The sequence below is a fragment of the Crossiella cryophila genome, assembly GCF_014204915.1.
GTDB classification, from domain to species: domain Bacteria; phylum Actinomycetota; class Actinomycetes; order Mycobacteriales; family Pseudonocardiaceae; genus Crossiella; species Crossiella cryophila.
Genome location: NZ_JACHMH010000001.1, coordinates 4301701 through 4316112, shown reverse-complemented (window position 1 = coordinate 4316112; position 14412 = coordinate 4301701). Strand labels below are relative to the sequence as shown.

Below are 14412 nucleotides of genomic sequence, written 5' to 3'. Positions count from 1 at the left end.
TCAGTGGATCTGTGGTGGAAGGGCGACCGGCAGAACTAGGCCGGTCCAGCCACGGCCGTCCGGCCGGGCTGAACGAGGCCGAGCAACGGCAGCTCGACCTGGTGCGCCGCTTCGGCACGCTCGGCTCACTGCTGATGGCGGTCGGCGCGATCGGCGCCGGCGCCTCCCCGGTGGTCAACCCGTTCCAGGACTTCCCGGTGCTCAACCTGTTCATCCGGGTGGGCACGGTGTCCATGGCCGCGGTCTACACCGGCATGGGCCTGCTGATCGTGTCCTGGCTGTGGCTGGGCCGTTTCGCCAGCCCGGGGCGGCCGCGGCTGGTCTCGCGCTCGCAGATGGACCGCACGCTGATGATGTGGCTGGTCCCGCTCAGCCTGTCGCTGCCGATGTTCAGCCGGGACGTCTACAGCTACCTGGCCATCGGCGAGATGGCCGCCCGCGGCTTCGACCCGTACACCCAGGGGCCGGCGGAGACCCTCGGCGTGGACCACCCGCTGACCAGGGGCGTGCCCAACATCTGGCGGGACACGCCCTCGCCGTACGGGCAGGTCGGGCTGGCCATCGGCCGCGGTATCGCCTCGCTGGTCGGCGACCACCTGATGGTCGGCATCCTGTTGCACCGGCTGCTCGCGCTGGCAGGCATCGCGATGATCGTGTGGGCGCTGCCCCGGCTGGCCCGCCGGTTCGGGGTGCCGCCGGTGGCCGCGCTCTGGCTGGGCGCCGCCAACCCGCTGGTGCTGTTCCACCTGGTCAGCGGGGTGCACAACGAGGCGCTGGCGATCGGCCTGATGCTGGCGGGCTTCGAGCTGGCGCTGTCCCGCTCGGTCATCCTGGGCACTGTGATCATCACCACCGCGGCACTGGTGAAACTGCCCGCGGTGCTCGCGCTGGGCTTCCTGGGCGCGGTGCTGGCCCGCCGGATGGGCGGGGACATCCGCGACCTGCTCCGGATCACGGTCAAACTGGTGATCGTCTTCGCCCTCACCCTGGCGGCCTGGCGGCTGCTCACCGGCCTGGATTTCGGCTGGATAGGCGCGCTGGACGTGCCCAACATCGTCAAGACGTTCAAGTCCCCGACCACCGCGCTGGGCATGGCCGCCGGCGGTATCGGCATCCTGCTCGGCGTCGGCAACCACATGGACTCGGCCATCCTGATCGGCCGCGGCCTCGGCTACGTGATCATCGCGGTGATCTGCGTCGCGCTGCTCTGGATCGCCTTCCGCACCAGGGTGCCCGGCCGCAACCCGCTCACCGCGCTGGGCATCGCGCTGGGCTGCGTGCTGCTGCTGGGCGCGGTGGTGCACCCCTGGTACATGATCTGGGCCGCCATCCCGCTGGCCGCGGCGACCAACTCACGCCGGTTCCGCACCGCCGCGATCGTGCTCAGCATCGTGCTCGCGGTGCCGGACCCGCCGCCCGGCATGACGTATGAGGGTCGCGCCTACGTCATCCCGCTGTCGGTGGCGGCGGGCCTGATCGCCTGCGCCCTGCTGGTCTGGGCGGTGCGCAAACACATGCCCGAACCCAACAACGGCAAGAAGCGTGTCCTGTTCTGAAGCCCGCCGTCCGGGTGACCCCGCTCTCGGCCTACCCTTGGCTCTCGTGCGCCCGGATCTCGACGACCCAGCAGTGGCGATCACCGGGCTGGTCAAGCGGTACGGCTCGACGGTCGCCGTCGCCGGCCTGAACCTGACCGTCCAGCGTGGCCAGGTACTGGCCCTGCTCGGCCCCAACGGCGCGGGCAAGACCACCACCATCGAACTGTGCGAGGGCTTCCTGCGCCCGGACGCGGGCAGGGTGCGGGTGCTCGGCCTGGACCCGGCCGCCGAGGCCGACCGGCTGCGCCCACGCATCGGCGTGATGCCCCAGGGCGGCGGCGCCTACCCGTCGGTCCGCGCCGACGAGATGCTCCGCCTGGTCGCCGCCTGCGCCGCGGAGCCGCTGGACGTGGAATGGCTGCTGGACGTGCTCGGCCTGGCCGAGTCCCGCCGCACCCCGTTCAAGCGCCTCTCCGGCGGCCAGCAGCAGCGCCTCGCGCTGGCCTGCGCCATCGTCGGCCGCCCCGAACTGGTCTTCCTGGACGAACCCACCGCGGGCATGGACCCGCAGGCCCGCCGCCTGGTCTGGGAACTCATCGGCGCCCTGCGCGCCGACGGCGTCACCGTGCTGCTGACCACCCACCTGATGGACGAGGCGGAGAGCCTGGCCGACCGGGTCGCCATCGTCGACCACGGCCGGGTGGTCGCCGAGGGCACGCCTGCCGAACTGACCAGTGGTGAACCAGACCACCAGCAGCTGCGTTTCCGTTCATTGCCGGGGTTGAACCTGGCACTGCTGACCGCGGCCCTGCCCGAGGGCTGCCGGACCAGCGAACCCCGTCCCGGCGACTACCTGGTGGAGGGCCACATCGATCCGCAGGTGGTGTCCACGGTGACCTCGTGGTGCGCACAACACGGGGTGCTGGCGCATGAGCTGTCGGTGGCCCGCCGCAGCCTGGAGGACGTCTTCCTCGACCTGACCGGACGGGACCTGCGCTCATGACCGCCACCATCCGCTTCGCCCCCGGCACCTTCCGCCCCAACCCCCAGCCCGGCGCCCCGCTGCGCATGCTGGCCGCCCAGGCAGGCACCGAGCTGCGCCTGCACCTGCGGCACGGCGAACAGGTCCTGCTCACCCTGCTCATCCCGATCGCCCTGCTGGTGGGCCTGGCCCTGCTGCCGATCCTCCCGCTGCCCGAACCCCGCCTGGACGTCATCGCCCCCAGGATCATCGCCCTGGCCGTCATGTCCTCCGCCTTCACCGGCCAGGCCATCGCCCTGGGCTTCGACCGCCGCTACGGCGTGGTCAAACGCCTGGCCGCCACCGGCGTCCCCCGCTGGATGCTGCTGGCAGGCAGAATCCTCGCCGTCCTGGGCGTGGTCGCGGTGCAACTGGTGCTGATCACCGTCGTGGCCGTCGCCCTCGGCTGGCGCCCGGCTCTCCCCGGCCTGCTCCCGGCCCTGCTCCTGGTCATCCTCGGCGCCCTGACCTTCGCCGCCCTTGGCGTCCTGCTGGGCGGAGCCCTCCGAGCCGACATCGTCCTGGCCCTGGCCAACATCATCTGGTTCGCCCTGCTCCTGGGCGGCGGCGTGGCCCTGCCCACGGCCCAACTCCCCGGCGCCTGGGCCGACATCGCGGCCTACCTCCCCACCGCGGCCCTGGCCGACGGCCTGCACACGGTGACCGCCACCGGCTCCTGGCCCGGCGCCCACCCCATCCTGGTCCTGCTGGGCTGGGGAGCGGCGGCCACCGCCCTGGCCTGCCGCACCACCAAACTGAGCTGACGCCCCACAGCCAAACCAGCCCAGCCCCACTGGCCCTGGCGAACCAGCGAACCAGCCCGTCCCACCTCACCGGGGGCTGGCCGACCACCGCCCCTCCCCGGTGCTGCACCACCGCGCCGCCTGCGCCGCCTCAGCCCACCCGACCGCCGCGAAACACCGTCACCGCAACGGAATCCCCTGCCCCCGCTCGCTCTCCGGCCGCGGCCCGAAGATCCGCCGCTCCCCCTCGGCGATGGCGACGTCGTTGATGCTGGCCTCCCGTCGCCGCATGTACCCCTGTTCGTCGAACTCCCAGTTCTCGTTGCCGTAGCTGCGCCACCACTGCCCGTCGGCGTCCCGCCACTCGTACTGGAAACGCACCGCGATCCGGTCGCCGCCGAAGGTCCACAAGTCCTTCCGCAACGCGTAGTCCTGTTCCCGCTCCCACTTCCGGGTCAGGAACTCCTCGATCTCCGCCCGCCCCGTGACGAACTCCGACCGGTTGCGCCACACCGAGTCCGGCGTGTACGCCGCCGCGACCCGAGCGGGTTCCCTGGTGTTCCAGGCATCCTCGGCGGCCTGCACCTTCTGCCGGGCGCTGGCCTCGTCGAATGGGGGAACCGGTGCACGCGTCATCGAACACTCCCAACACTTCTAACGGATGAATCATGTTTCTGACGTTAGAACCCAACCATGAACTTCTAACGGACACAACCCACTGCTACCGTGAGAACGTGATACTTCCCGGTGAGCCGCTCCCGGTACACCTGATGAACACCATCTGGGCTGACCGCACCGGCGTCCACGACACCCTGGCCACCCTGGACTCACTCCGCGGCTGGCTCTCTGCCGTACACGACGACGCCACAGCCCAACGGATCACCGAGAACGATATCCCCCACTTCCACGCCCTGCGCGCCGCCCTGCGCCGCCTCGCGGCCCACCGCACCGAGGACCCCCGAGCCCGAGCCACCGCCAGCCCACTCACCCCGGCCCAGGCCGTGGCCGCCGTCAACCGAGCCATCACCCAGTCCCCCACCAGCCCCCAGCTGACCCTGACCGGCCACACCCTGGGCAGCACCACCACCAGCAAGGGCAGCACCACCGCGCGCACCCTGGCCACCATCGCCACCCAGGCCATCCCGGTGCTCACCACAGCACCCCTGCAGGCCTGCCTGGCCCCCGCCTGCGTCGTCTACTTCAGCAAGGACCACCCCCGCCGCGAGTGGTGCTCCACCACCTGCGGCAACCGAGCCAGAGCCGCCCGCCACTACAACCGCCACAAACCAACCCCCTGACCCCCGCTTCGCTCCTCACCCCACCACCGCGGCGGGCGCACCAGCCCACTCCCGCAGCGCTCCCTCCCACCCGGCACCCGATTCCGCCCGCCCGCCACCCGTTTCCTCCCGCGACACCCAGGCCACGTGCCCATCCGGCCGCACGAGCACCGCGCGCACCCCGGCAAGCGCCGGATGCCCGCCCGGCACTGGATGTTCGCCTGGCACCGGCCCCTCGGATCGCACCGGCCCATCGGCCCGCACCCGCACCCCGCGCACCCGATCCGCCCACCCCGCGACCTCCCCGTCCCCGGCGAAGTCCAGCAGCACGAACCGCCCGTCCCGCACCAGCTCGTACACCCGGCGACCGGCCCCCACCACGACATCCGGCATCCGGGCGCCCACCAACGGATCCGCCGCCGCCCCGTACCGCGTGTCCAGCGCCGAGACCCGTCCCGCCAGCCGGACATTGACCTCCTCGATCCCGAGCAGTTCGTCCAGCATCGCCCGCAACGCCCCCACCGGCCGCCGGTACTCCGGCATCAACATCAGTTCCAGTAGCAGCGTCTGGGCCATCGTGTTGTCCACGACCTGCTGCCCCACCGGATGCCGCTCGACGTGATAGCTGTCGAGCAACCCCGCCGGCGCCCAGCCCTTGACCTCGGCGGCCAGCTTCCAGCCCAGGTTCATCGCGTCCTGCAGGCCGACATTGAGCCCCTGCCCCGCTGCCGGGAAGTGGATGTGCGCGGCGTCCCCGGCCACCAGGACCCGCCCGTTGCGGTACCGGTCGGCGAGCCGGGTGGCGTTGCCGAACCTGGACAGCCAGCGCGGTTCGGCCACGCCTAGGGTGGACCCGGTCGCTCGCCGCAACGCGGCCAGGAACTCCGCCTCGGACACCGGTTCGGACACCGGGACCCGCATCCGTTCGGCATCCGGCAGCACAAACCTGGTCACCCCGTCACCCAGCGGCGCGGCCAGCACTCCGTGTTCGCCCGCGCGCCGCACCGCCTCCGGCCCTACCACCGCGAAGTCGGCGAGCATCGCCGAGAAGGTGCTGTCACTGCCAGGGAATCCGATGCCGCCCGCCTGCCGCACCACGCTCCGCCCACCGTCGCAACCCACGACGAACCCGGCCCGCACGAGGTAGTCCCCGTCCGGCCCCCGCACCTCGACCGCCACCCCGTCGGCGTCCTGCCGCAGGCCGGTGACCGCATGTCCGCGCCGCGGTCGCACGCCGAGTTCCGCGGCCCGTTCCGCGAGCAACTCCTCGGTGTGCGACTGGGCGAGGAACAGGGAGTAAGGGTGCGGCGAGTCCAGGCCGGCGAAGTTGAGCCCGGTGGGCAATCCGGCGAAGTGCCAGCCCGGCACCGGCCGCCCGCGAGCCAGGAACCCCTCCGCGATGCCCCGCAGGTCCATCAGCTCCACGCTGCGCGGATGCAGGCTCAACGCCCGCGAATCCCGTTGCGACGCCTCCCGGCGTTCCAGCACCAGCACCCGGACCCCGGCCAGCGCCAGCTCACCGGCCAGCATCAACCCGGTCGGGCCCGCCCCGGCCACCACGACATCGACGTTCACGAGCACACCTCCGCAGCAATTTCTGAACAACGTTCATTTAACTGTTGCTAGTGTGCTCCGCCATGACCGGTCCGTCAAACACCGCCCCGGCCCGCAAACCGCGCGGCCGCCCACCGCGGATCGATCAGGAGCGGGCCGTGGCCACCGCGCTGGCGGTACTGGACGCCGAGGGCCTGGACGCGCTGACCATGCGCCGCCTGGCCGCCGCGCTGGACGTGCAGGTCGGCACCCTCTACGGCTATTTCGCGGACAAGCCGGCCCTGCTCACCGCGATGGCCGAGCGCATGCTGCACGGCTGCGCAGAGCCCTGGCCGACCGGCCCGGACTGGCAGGCCCAGGTCACCGAACTCGCCCGCCGCATGCGCCTGGCACTGCTGCGGCACCGTGACGGCGCGCGGGTCTACGCCGGCACCAGGACCACCGGCCCCAACACCCTGGGCTTCGCCGACACCTTCGTCGGCGTGCTGACCGCGGCGGGTTTCACGGCGGAGGACGCGGTGCGAGCCTCTTTCACCGTCATCCGCTTCGTCATCGGCCACACCCTGGAGGAGCAGGCGGGTGACGACCGACTGGCCGCCGACGTCGAATCCCTGCACCGGGCCCTGGCCACCGAGGACTACCCCCGGCTGACCGCGGCAGCACACATGATCACCAGCGCGGACTTCGAGGGCTACTTCGAGTTCGGCGTCCGCGCCCTGGTCGCCGGGCTCGGCGAACTGCCCCGGAATCCCTGACAGCACAACGCATCCAGCTCGCCACGAACCCTCAGCGAAGGCGCCGGGCACTGGTCCGGGTGGCCCGGTCAGGCCACCACGGGCCTCCGGTGTGGGTGACGGCCATCCACACGGGACAGACCCGGGGCCTCGGCGTACTGCGCCTCGATCAGGTCCCACAACCGGTACAGCACGCCGCCGAGATGACCGCGGTGTCGTAGCGGCGTGCTGATCTGCTCCTCATCCCGGTCGTGCCGGGTCTAGACGAGCGGAGCGCGCACAGTCCGGACCGCCACCACCTGCTCATCGCAGCATCTCCGCGTCCGCACACACGTTGACCACCATGCCGCCCCGCCGACGGTGACGACACACCATCTCCAGCGCATAGTTGCCGATCCGGCGCTCGGCCAGCCCCGCCGCAACCCCACTAGGCCCACCGCCAGGTCTCGTGGTGACACCGCGGGCCAGCGCGTATCGCCCACACCGGTTGCCGTTCGGCGGTCACCAGGTCCGCGTAATCGACCACAGAGGACAGCCTGCAGGGGAGTTCGAAGGTCGCCACGGAGTGGAAGCCCTCAGCCGGTCCTGCCAAGACAGGCAGGTACAACTACTTCAGACGGCTTTCACCGCAAGGGTTTGCGAGCGCGGAAGCGGAATGACCGGCCGGGTACCGCGGTCAGCCAGATGTCGGTGAAGCCGGCGGTCCGAAGCCGTGGTGCCAGCGTGTCCGGGTTGACCGGGACGTAGGTGTCGTACAGGTGGACGAGCCGGAAGCCCAGGCTGGGCACGCCGTCCATCCCGGCGAAGGTCCCGCCCGGTCGCAGCACCCGGAATGCCTCGGCGAACAGCCGGTCCTGCAACGCCACCGACGGCACGTGGTGCAGCATGGTGAAGCTGCCGACCCCGGTGAAGCTGTTGTCCGGCAACGGAATCGCCGTTCCGTCACCCTCGACCACGTTCACCCGCCCACTCAGCCGCGCCTGCAGCCCGCGGGCCAGCTCAGGATCGATCTCCACCGCGGTCAGCCGGGGTGTCCTGGTGGCCAGCGCCACGGTGGTCGCGCCGTAGCCGGGACCGATCTCGAGTACGTCGGCGCCCAGATCGACGCCGTCCAGTGCCCACGGGATCATGTCGCGGGCCACCTTCCGAGCCCACCGGTCCGAACGGCACAACCAACGGTGGCACAGGTTCATCGGCATGGTTCCGACCCTAGAAACCGCCACCGATGTCCGCTACGAGCTAGCCTGACAACCGATGTCGCCATCCGGACAGGCCGCGGGGCCGCAAGCCCTGCCGCTGCTCGTGCCCACCTCGGGCGCGGTGCTGGTCGGCAGCTTCGAGCTGCGGCTGGGCACCCGCTTCGACTGGCACCTGCACCCGGTCCACCAACTCGCCTGGGCGGCCACCGGAGTCCTGGCGGTGACCACACCGGATGGCACCTGGGTGCTGCCGACCAACCGCGCGCTCTGGCTGCCCGCCGGGATCGGCCACAGCACCGCCGCGATCGGCAGCGCGGTCATGCGCAGCCTCTACCTGGACCCGGCCGTGTGCCCACCGGGCTGGGCGACACGGTGGTCGAGGCCGACAGTGGTCGCCGCCTCGCCACTGCTACGCGAGCTGATCCCCTATCTGGGTCAGGAAGCCCTGGCCCCGCAGGCCAGGGCACGGGCCGAGGCGGTGGTGTTCGACCTGCTGGAGCCGCTGCCGGTGACCACCCTGGCGGTACCCAGCCCACGCGATCCGCGGACCAGGGCCATCGCCGTGGCCCTGGCCGCCGATCCGGCCGACCCGCGGACCCTGCGGGACTGGGGCCGCCAGGTCGGCGCCAGTGAACGGACCCTGGCCCGGCTGTTCCGGGCGGAGACCGGCCTGCCCTTCGGCCGGTGGCGCACCCAGTTGCGGATCCAGGCCGCGCTTCCGTTGCTGGCACACGGAAGCGCGGTGTCCGCAGTGGCCAGACGCATCGGCTACGAGAGCGTCAGCGCCTTCGTGGCGGCCTTCCGGGCCGCGGTCGGCCTGCCACCCGGCCAGTACTTCGGCCGGGTCACGGAATGACCCGCCGCTTGCGCATCTCTGTGAAGATGTCAAAGAACATGTGCTCGGTCTGCACGTAGCGGTGGAACCCGAACCGGCGTGCCTTCGACCCGTCGGCGAACATGTCGTAGTCCCACGAGAACACGAAGTCCCCGAAGGCCCATGAGGACACCTCGCGGTAGCTGTGGCCGGCCAGACCGTGTGCCTTGGTCATCCGGTCCCACAACGTTTCCTTGTCCGCCATCACCGTTTCCAGCGACATCTGCAGCGGCGGCGCGACCGGCAGCTCGAAGAACTCGGCGATCTTCGGCCACAGCTCGCTCCACCTGAACAGATCACCGTTGTTGATGTTGAACGCCTGGTTGGCACACGCCGGATCCGTTGCCGCCCACACGGTTGCCTCGGCCAGCAACCCCGCGTCGGTCATCTCCAGCAGCGCGTCGTAGGCGCCCGGCTTGCCGGGGAAACGCAGTGGCAGACCGAGTTCCTTGGAGATCGAGGCGTACACCGCGATCACCATGGCCAGGTTCAACGGGTTGCCGAGACCGAATCCGGCGACCACCGACGGGCGGATGGCCGACCAGGTCCAGCTCTTGCCAACCTGTCGCCGAACCAGGAAATCCTGCTGGTCCACGTTGAACTCCGGCGGCATGTGGCCGGCGTCGTCCTCGCGGGCCGGGGTCTTGAACGGACCGAGGTGCGCGCCGTAGACCTTGTAGCCCTGCATGAGGCTGATGTGCGCGAGACCGGTCGCGACCGGCTCGATCGCCTCAACGACGTTGACCAGCATGGCCAGGTTCGGTGCCACCAGTTCCGCCCAGCTCGGCCGGTCCTGGTAGGCGGCGTAGAAGACGTGCGTCACCGAGTCGAGCCCGGCCAGCTTCTCGCGTGTGTCCACCGGATCCAGCAGATCAACCGCGAGGTAGCGCAGCCGCTCCCGATCGGAGCCGCCCCGCCGGGACAGCCCGATGACCTCCCAATCTCCCAGTCCGAGCAGGTGCTCGACCAGGTTGCCGCCGATGACGCCGTTGGCTCCGACGACCAGTGCGACCTTCCCCAGTGTGCTCATAGGACGATCTTCAGGTCAGTCCGGCGATGAGTCCAACGCTTACTGCTCATGCCCGCCATAACCGGCGCTCATGCCACGTGCAGGCCGTCCAGCAACACCGCCAGCAGCCGGCGCCACGCGTCCGGCTCGGAGCTCTTGGTGGCCAGCACGATCGGCCCGAAGGAGAGGACGAACAACCCGATGTCACCGGCGCTGACATCGGCCCGCAGCGAACCTTCCCGGTGAGCGCGTTCGACCAGGTCACCCAGAGACTGCCGCAGATGCGACTGGCACGCCTCGACCGCGGACTCCTCCACCGCCAAGCCGTCCAGGAACGCCCGGTTGGCGGCCATCAGCTCGACGGTGTGCTCGATAAGGGCACGAAGTCCCTGCCACGCACCGGCTGAGCCACGAGCAGCGGCGGCACGCTGCTCCCACTCCACGATCTTCGCCTCCAACGCCGCCTCGACCAGCGACTTCTTGGTGCTGAAATGCCGATACAGAGTGCCCATGCCCACATCAGCCAGCCGGGCGATCTCACGAACATCCACCTCGAGCCCACGGTCCCGGAACGCCTCGGTGGCCGCGTCGAGGATCTGGGCCCGGTTCCGCGCCGCGTCGGCCCGTAGTGGCTTGGCTCTCGCACTGTCCGCCGCACTCATGACTCCATTCTAGTCAGCAACTGGAACGTCTGCTCCGCCTCTGCTACGTTGACTATACGGAGCAACCGCTCCTCTTGCAAACGAGAGGTGGACATGGGCACCACAGTGATCTCCGGCGGCACCGACGGCCTGGGCAGGGCGCTGGCAGCGCACCAGCTCCGAGCAGGTGAGACAGTCGTGGTGATCGGTCGGGACGCGGGCAAGTTCAGGACGCTGGCAGCCATCGCGCCCGGCCGCGCACACTTCGTCCAGGCCGACCTGCGCCTGGTGCAGGAGAACGACCGGGTCGCCACCCACATCGCCGAGCGGCATCCGCGGATCGACACCCTGTTCCTCGCGGCCGCGCACGTGGTCCGCGGCCGCAACCTGACCACCGAAGGCATCGAGCACAACCTGGCGCTCTACGCCCTGAGCCGCCACGTCCTGGCCGACGCGCTACTCCCCCAGCTGAGTGCGGCCACCCGCCCGGTGATCATCAACACCGCGGTCCCCGGCGCACCCAGGACCGCGATCCGCTGGGACGATCTCACCCTGGCCGGCGCGTACAGCTGGCGTACCGCCAATCACCAGAGTCGTCGCGCCAACGAACTCTCCGGCCTGGCGCTCACCAAGGCCGAGCCGAGGCTGAAGTACGTCCTCTACAACCCGTTGTTCGTGCGCAGCAGCCTCTCCGGCGACCTCTCCCCCGCCCATCGGGCGCTCACCCGGGTCCTGTTCCGACTGGCTCCCACCCCGGAGCAGGCGCTCACCCCGATCCTGGCCCTGCTGACCGATCCACCGGCCGGCCGATTGTCGGCCTACACCAAGAAGAAGCGATTACCCCTCGAGATCACGCCGGAGGACCACGCCGAGGCCCTCCGGTGGACGGAACTGACCACGCGACTTCGCGCCGGGCTCTGAGGTGCGAGGCGCACAAGGAAGGGAGACAACGACGAGCACATGTGCGGCGGGTTCCTGAACGACACTGGCCGTGTTCCACCTAGAGAACCTTGGGAGGCAACGTCATTCGAGCCTGACCCGATCGTCACCCCGGCGGGCGACCGAATGGAGGCAGGGCAGTGGTTACCGTGGATGACCTGGCGTGGTGGCGATCCTGGCGGGATCGCCAGGTGCATGCCTTCATTGTCAGGGGGCTTGATCCGCGGCGGCCGCCTGCCGAGTTGACCGCTCTGTGCGGGCATCGCGCACCGACGACCGTGGTGGAGCCGCGGAGCGTGGGGATGCCTTGCGTCCTGTGTATCGCACGGGCGCCAGTGGGTGAGAATCCCTGATCGCACGGGGGTTTTCTCCACCTGCCCACGCGGTGCCTGGGACCCCTGACTCCGTGCGGCTCGCGGAGCAGAGTTCCAGGTATGACACAGACGCTGGTCGACTCGCGGGTCGCACCCACTGCCGTCCGGTACTCCGCCGCGTTGTGGTTTGCCGCGGTGGGCGCCGGGGTGGTCGAGACCGTGCTCGGTGTGCTCGAGCACTCGCCGACGCTTGACGAAGCTCTTGCGCCGGTGGGGATTCGGGTTGTGGTGACGGCGATTCTGGTGCCGCTCATCCTGGCCTTCCGCCAGGGGCGGGGCTGGGCGCGGATCGCGTTGGCCCTGTTGCTGGGGGTGGCGGGAACGCTGTCGCTGGTGGTGGAGCTGATCTCGTGGCTGGCCGAGGGCAACGATCCGGTGGCGCTGTTCGCCGGGACCGACACCGGGTTCCTGGTGTTCGCGGTGGTGCGGGCGTTGCACATCGCGGCGGTGTTCGGGGCGCTCGCGTTGATGTTCACACCGAATGCCAACGGGTGGTTCCGGCGACGCTGAGGGCTAGGTGGCCTGAACAGGTTACGTAGCCCGGCGACAGGTGCTGGGGCGGGGCGGCCTACCATCATGGGCCGTGGCTGCTACCTCCGCCGAACCCTCCACCGACGCCGGCGTGCCCGCGTCGAGGCCGTCGCACAAGCTGACCAGGGGTGTCCTGGTGACGAACCTGGTGTTGCAGGTCGTCATCGCGGTCACCGGGTCGGTGGTGCGGGTCACCGGGTCTGGGTTGGGATGCCCTACTTGGCCCAACTGCTTCCCCGGCAGCCTGGTGCCGATCGAGCACCCCGAGTTCGCCTGGTTCCACCAGTGGATCGAGTTCGGGAACCGACTGCTCAGCGGGGTGGTCGGGATGGTCGCGCTGGCCTGCTTCGTGCTGGCCTGGCTGCACCGGCCGCGGCGGCGGCGACTGACCCGGCTGGCCGCCTACACCCTGGCGGGCACCATCAGTCAGGGCGTGATCGGCGGGATCACCGTGCTGGCCGGGCTGGTGTGGTGGACGGTGGCCGGGCACTTCCTGGTCTCGATGGTGCTGGTGTGGGTGGCCGTGCTGCTGGTTCGGTCGCAGTGGGAGACCGACGCGCCGGTGCGACCGCTGATCCCGGGTGCGCTGCGGCAGTTGCTGGTGGTCAGCACGGTGGTGCTGATCGGGGTGCTGGTGGTGGGCACCATGCTCACCGGGGCCGGTCCGCACGCGGGTGATGCCGCGACCGCCCGGCTGAACGCCTCGGTGTCCGGCTTGGCGCAGGCGCACGCTGACCTGTTGTTCCTCTTCCTCGGACTGTTGATCGCGTTCGCGTTCGCGTTGCGGGCGGTGTCGGCGCCGAGCGGGGTGTGGCGGGCGTACTGGTGGCTGATCGCCGTGGTGCTCGCACAGGGATCGGTGGGCATGGTCCAGTACCTCACGGGCGTGCCGGAGGTACTGGTGATCTTCCACGTGCTCGGGGCGGCGCTGGTGACGGTGGGGATGGCGAACATGTGGGCGGCGACCGGGGATCGCGGTCAGCGCGGTTTGGCGGCCGACCACTTGGCGGGGAGTTCGGCGACCTCGGTGGCCAGCCAGCGGTAGTAGGCGTCCACGGTGCGCAGCCGCTGCGCGCGGTCGCCCTGTCCACTGAGCAGACGCAGGCCCTCGTGGGTCAGTTCGTTGACCGCGGCGACGGCCTCCAGGCGGCGGAGCATGACCTCGGCCCACGCCTCGGCGCGAACCTCGTAGACGGCGGCCTCGCGGCCCCGGCGGGTGGTCTTGCTGACCAGGCCACGGGCCATGAGCAAGCGGACGTTGGTGCTCACCGAGCCACTGCTGGCGGACAGCGCGGCCGACAGTTCGGCGGCGGTGCGCTCCGGCGGGTCGCAGATCAGCAGGAAGCCCAGGATCCGGCCGGCGATGAGGGGCATGCCCTCCTGGGCTTCGAACCTGGCCGCGAACGATTCGATCCAATCGGACGGCTGGCGACCACCGGTACGGCTGACGTCGGACACCGCGGACCTCCGCATCTCTTTCAGTTGGAACTGAAGAGATGGTAGCAATGGAGGCGCCTGGGTGTGCGGAACTGATCGCAGGAACATTGGCCGGATGGCGCGAGGGCGGCTGACGGCGACAGAGGTGGCCGTTGACGACGTGCGACGGGCTGCGGTCGGGGTGGGTGGCCGAGGGCCTCGGGGAGGGACCACGGTCGGAGCGGGGGACAGAGGCGGAGTGGTGAACGAGGTCGGGGACGAGGCGGGGGCCGGGCTGGCCGGGCAGGGGGCGAGGGGCGAGGGGTGAAGGCGAGGTTGAGCCGGAGCCGGGCCGGGGCCGAGCTGGAGCCGGGCCGGGCCGGGCCGGGGCGGGGCGAGGCGGGGCGGGGCGAGGCGGGGCGAGGCGAGGCGGGGCGAGGCGAGGCGAGGCGGGGCGGGGCGGGGCGGGGCGGGGCCGAGGTTGAGCCGGGGCCGAAACGGGGACGGGACGGGGACGGGGACGAGGTTGGGGACGAGGTTGGGGACGAGGTTGGGGGTGAGG

General features: G+C 70.6%; 15 protein-coding genes. 9 read left to right on the top strand and 6 right to left on the bottom strand.

Annotated elements, in window-relative coordinates; genetic code table 11:
- Nucleotides 1–14: 14 nt before the first annotated feature.
- The 3 genes from mptB to HNR67_RS19280 are packed head-to-tail and all read left to right on the top strand — an operon-like array spanning nucleotide 15 to nucleotide 3323.
- Nucleotides 15–1556 (top strand): polyprenol phosphomannose-dependent alpha 1,6 mannosyltransferase MptB, encoded by a 1542-nt coding sequence (mptB, locus tag HNR67_RS19290; protein WP_185003644.1) that lies wholly within the window; start codon nucleotides 15–17, stop codon nucleotides 1554–1556.
- 46 nt (nucleotides 1557–1602) lie between these two features.
- Nucleotides 1603–2541, top strand: coding sequence for an ABC transporter ATP-binding protein (locus tag HNR67_RS19285; protein WP_185003643.1), 939 nt, complete (start codon nucleotides 1603–1605; stop codon nucleotides 2539–2541).
- Nucleotides 2538–3323 (top strand): ABC transporter permease, encoded by a 786-nt coding sequence (locus HNR67_RS19280; protein ID WP_185003642.1) that lies wholly within the window; start codon nucleotides 2538–2540, stop codon nucleotides 3321–3323. The genes HNR67_RS19285 and HNR67_RS19280 overlap by 4 nt, the downstream gene beginning before the upstream one ends.
- A 159-nt stretch (nucleotides 3324–3482) precedes the next feature.
- Here the strand turns inward: HNR67_RS19280 and HNR67_RS19275 are convergent, their stop codons facing one another.
- Nucleotides 3483–3938 carry a nuclear transport factor 2 family protein gene (locus HNR67_RS19275; RefSeq protein ID WP_185003641.1) on the bottom strand — a complete coding sequence of 152 codons (456 nt, stop codon included), beginning with the start codon at nucleotides 3936–3938 and terminating at the stop codon, nucleotides 3483–3485.
- A gap of 32 nt (nucleotides 3939–3970) precedes the next feature.
- Between HNR67_RS19275 and HNR67_RS19270 the strand changes: the two genes are divergently transcribed.
- Nucleotides 3971–4600, top strand: coding sequence for a CGNR zinc finger domain-containing protein (locus HNR67_RS19270; RefSeq protein ID WP_281403241.1), 630 nt, complete (start codon nucleotides 3971–3973; stop codon nucleotides 4598–4600).
- Between the two features lie 15 nt (nucleotides 4601–4615).
- On the opposite strand, the gene HNR67_RS19265 is transcribed toward HNR67_RS19270, so the two are convergent.
- A complete protein-coding gene (locus tag HNR67_RS19265; RefSeq protein ID WP_185003639.1) occupies nucleotides 4616–6154 on the bottom strand; it encodes an FAD-dependent monooxygenase in 1539 nt (512 codons plus the stop codon).
- Nucleotides 6155–6216: 62 nt separating this feature from the next.
- Here HNR67_RS19265 and HNR67_RS19260 point away from each other — a divergent pair, with 62 nt between their 5' ends.
- Entirely contained in the window at nucleotides 6217–6888 is a 672-nt protein-coding gene (locus HNR67_RS19260) for a TetR/AcrR family transcriptional regulator C-terminal domain-containing protein (protein WP_185003638.1), read from the top strand.
- A gap of 602 nt (nucleotides 6889–7490) precedes the next feature.
- Here HNR67_RS19260 and HNR67_RS19255 read toward each other — a convergent pair.
- Nucleotides 7491–7997: a class I SAM-dependent methyltransferase gene (locus HNR67_RS19255; RefSeq protein ID WP_312987607.1), complete on the bottom strand. Its 507-nt coding sequence runs from the start codon at nucleotides 7995–7997 to the stop codon at nucleotides 7491–7493.
- 124 nt (nucleotides 7998–8121) lie between these two features.
- On the opposite strand from HNR67_RS19255, the gene HNR67_RS19250 reads away from it, so the two are divergent.
- On the top strand, nucleotides 8122–8922 hold the full coding sequence (locus tag HNR67_RS19250) for an AraC family transcriptional regulator (protein WP_185003636.1): 801 nt from the start codon (nucleotides 8122–8124) through the stop codon (nucleotides 8920–8922).
- On the opposite strand, the gene HNR67_RS19245 is transcribed toward HNR67_RS19250, so the two are convergent.
- The gene (locus HNR67_RS19245; protein WP_185003635.1) at nucleotides 8912–9970 is read right to left on the bottom strand and encodes an SDR family oxidoreductase; all 1059 of its coding nucleotides are present in this window, start codon (nucleotides 9968–9970) and stop codon (nucleotides 8912–8914) included. The two genes, HNR67_RS19250 and HNR67_RS19245, sit on opposite strands and share 11 nt — an antisense overlap.
- 68 nt (nucleotides 9971–10038) lie before the next feature.
- Nucleotides 10039–10611 (bottom strand): TetR/AcrR family transcriptional regulator, encoded by a 573-nt coding sequence (locus HNR67_RS19240; RefSeq protein WP_185003634.1) that lies wholly within the window; start codon nucleotides 10609–10611, stop codon nucleotides 10039–10041.
- Between the two features lie 93 nt (nucleotides 10612–10704).
- Here HNR67_RS19240 and HNR67_RS19235 point away from each other — a divergent pair, with 93 nt between their 5' ends.
- From HNR67_RS19235 to HNR67_RS19225, 3 genes are all read left to right on the top strand, one after another.
- Nucleotides 10705–11511, top strand: coding sequence for an SDR family NAD(P)-dependent oxidoreductase (locus tag HNR67_RS19235; protein ID WP_185003633.1), 807 nt, complete (start codon nucleotides 10705–10707; stop codon nucleotides 11509–11511).
- 539 nt (nucleotides 11512–12050) lie between these two features.
- Nucleotides 12051–12413 (top strand): hypothetical protein, encoded by a 363-nt coding sequence (locus HNR67_RS19230; protein WP_185003632.1) that lies wholly within the window; start codon nucleotides 12051–12053, stop codon nucleotides 12411–12413.
- A 73-nt stretch (nucleotides 12414–12486) separates the two neighbouring features.
- Nucleotides 12487–13479, top strand: a complete 993-nt coding sequence (locus HNR67_RS19225; RefSeq protein ID WP_312987603.1) for a COX15/CtaA family protein — start codon at nucleotides 12487–12489, stop codon at nucleotides 13477–13479.
- Here HNR67_RS19225 and HNR67_RS19220 read toward each other — a convergent pair.
- Nucleotides 13413–13808, bottom strand: coding sequence for a MarR family transcriptional regulator (locus HNR67_RS19220; RefSeq protein ID WP_246492550.1), 396 nt, complete (start codon nucleotides 13806–13808; stop codon nucleotides 13413–13415). The two genes, HNR67_RS19225 and HNR67_RS19220, sit on opposite strands and share 67 nt — an antisense overlap.
- Nucleotides 13809–14412 lie beyond the last annotated feature (604 nt).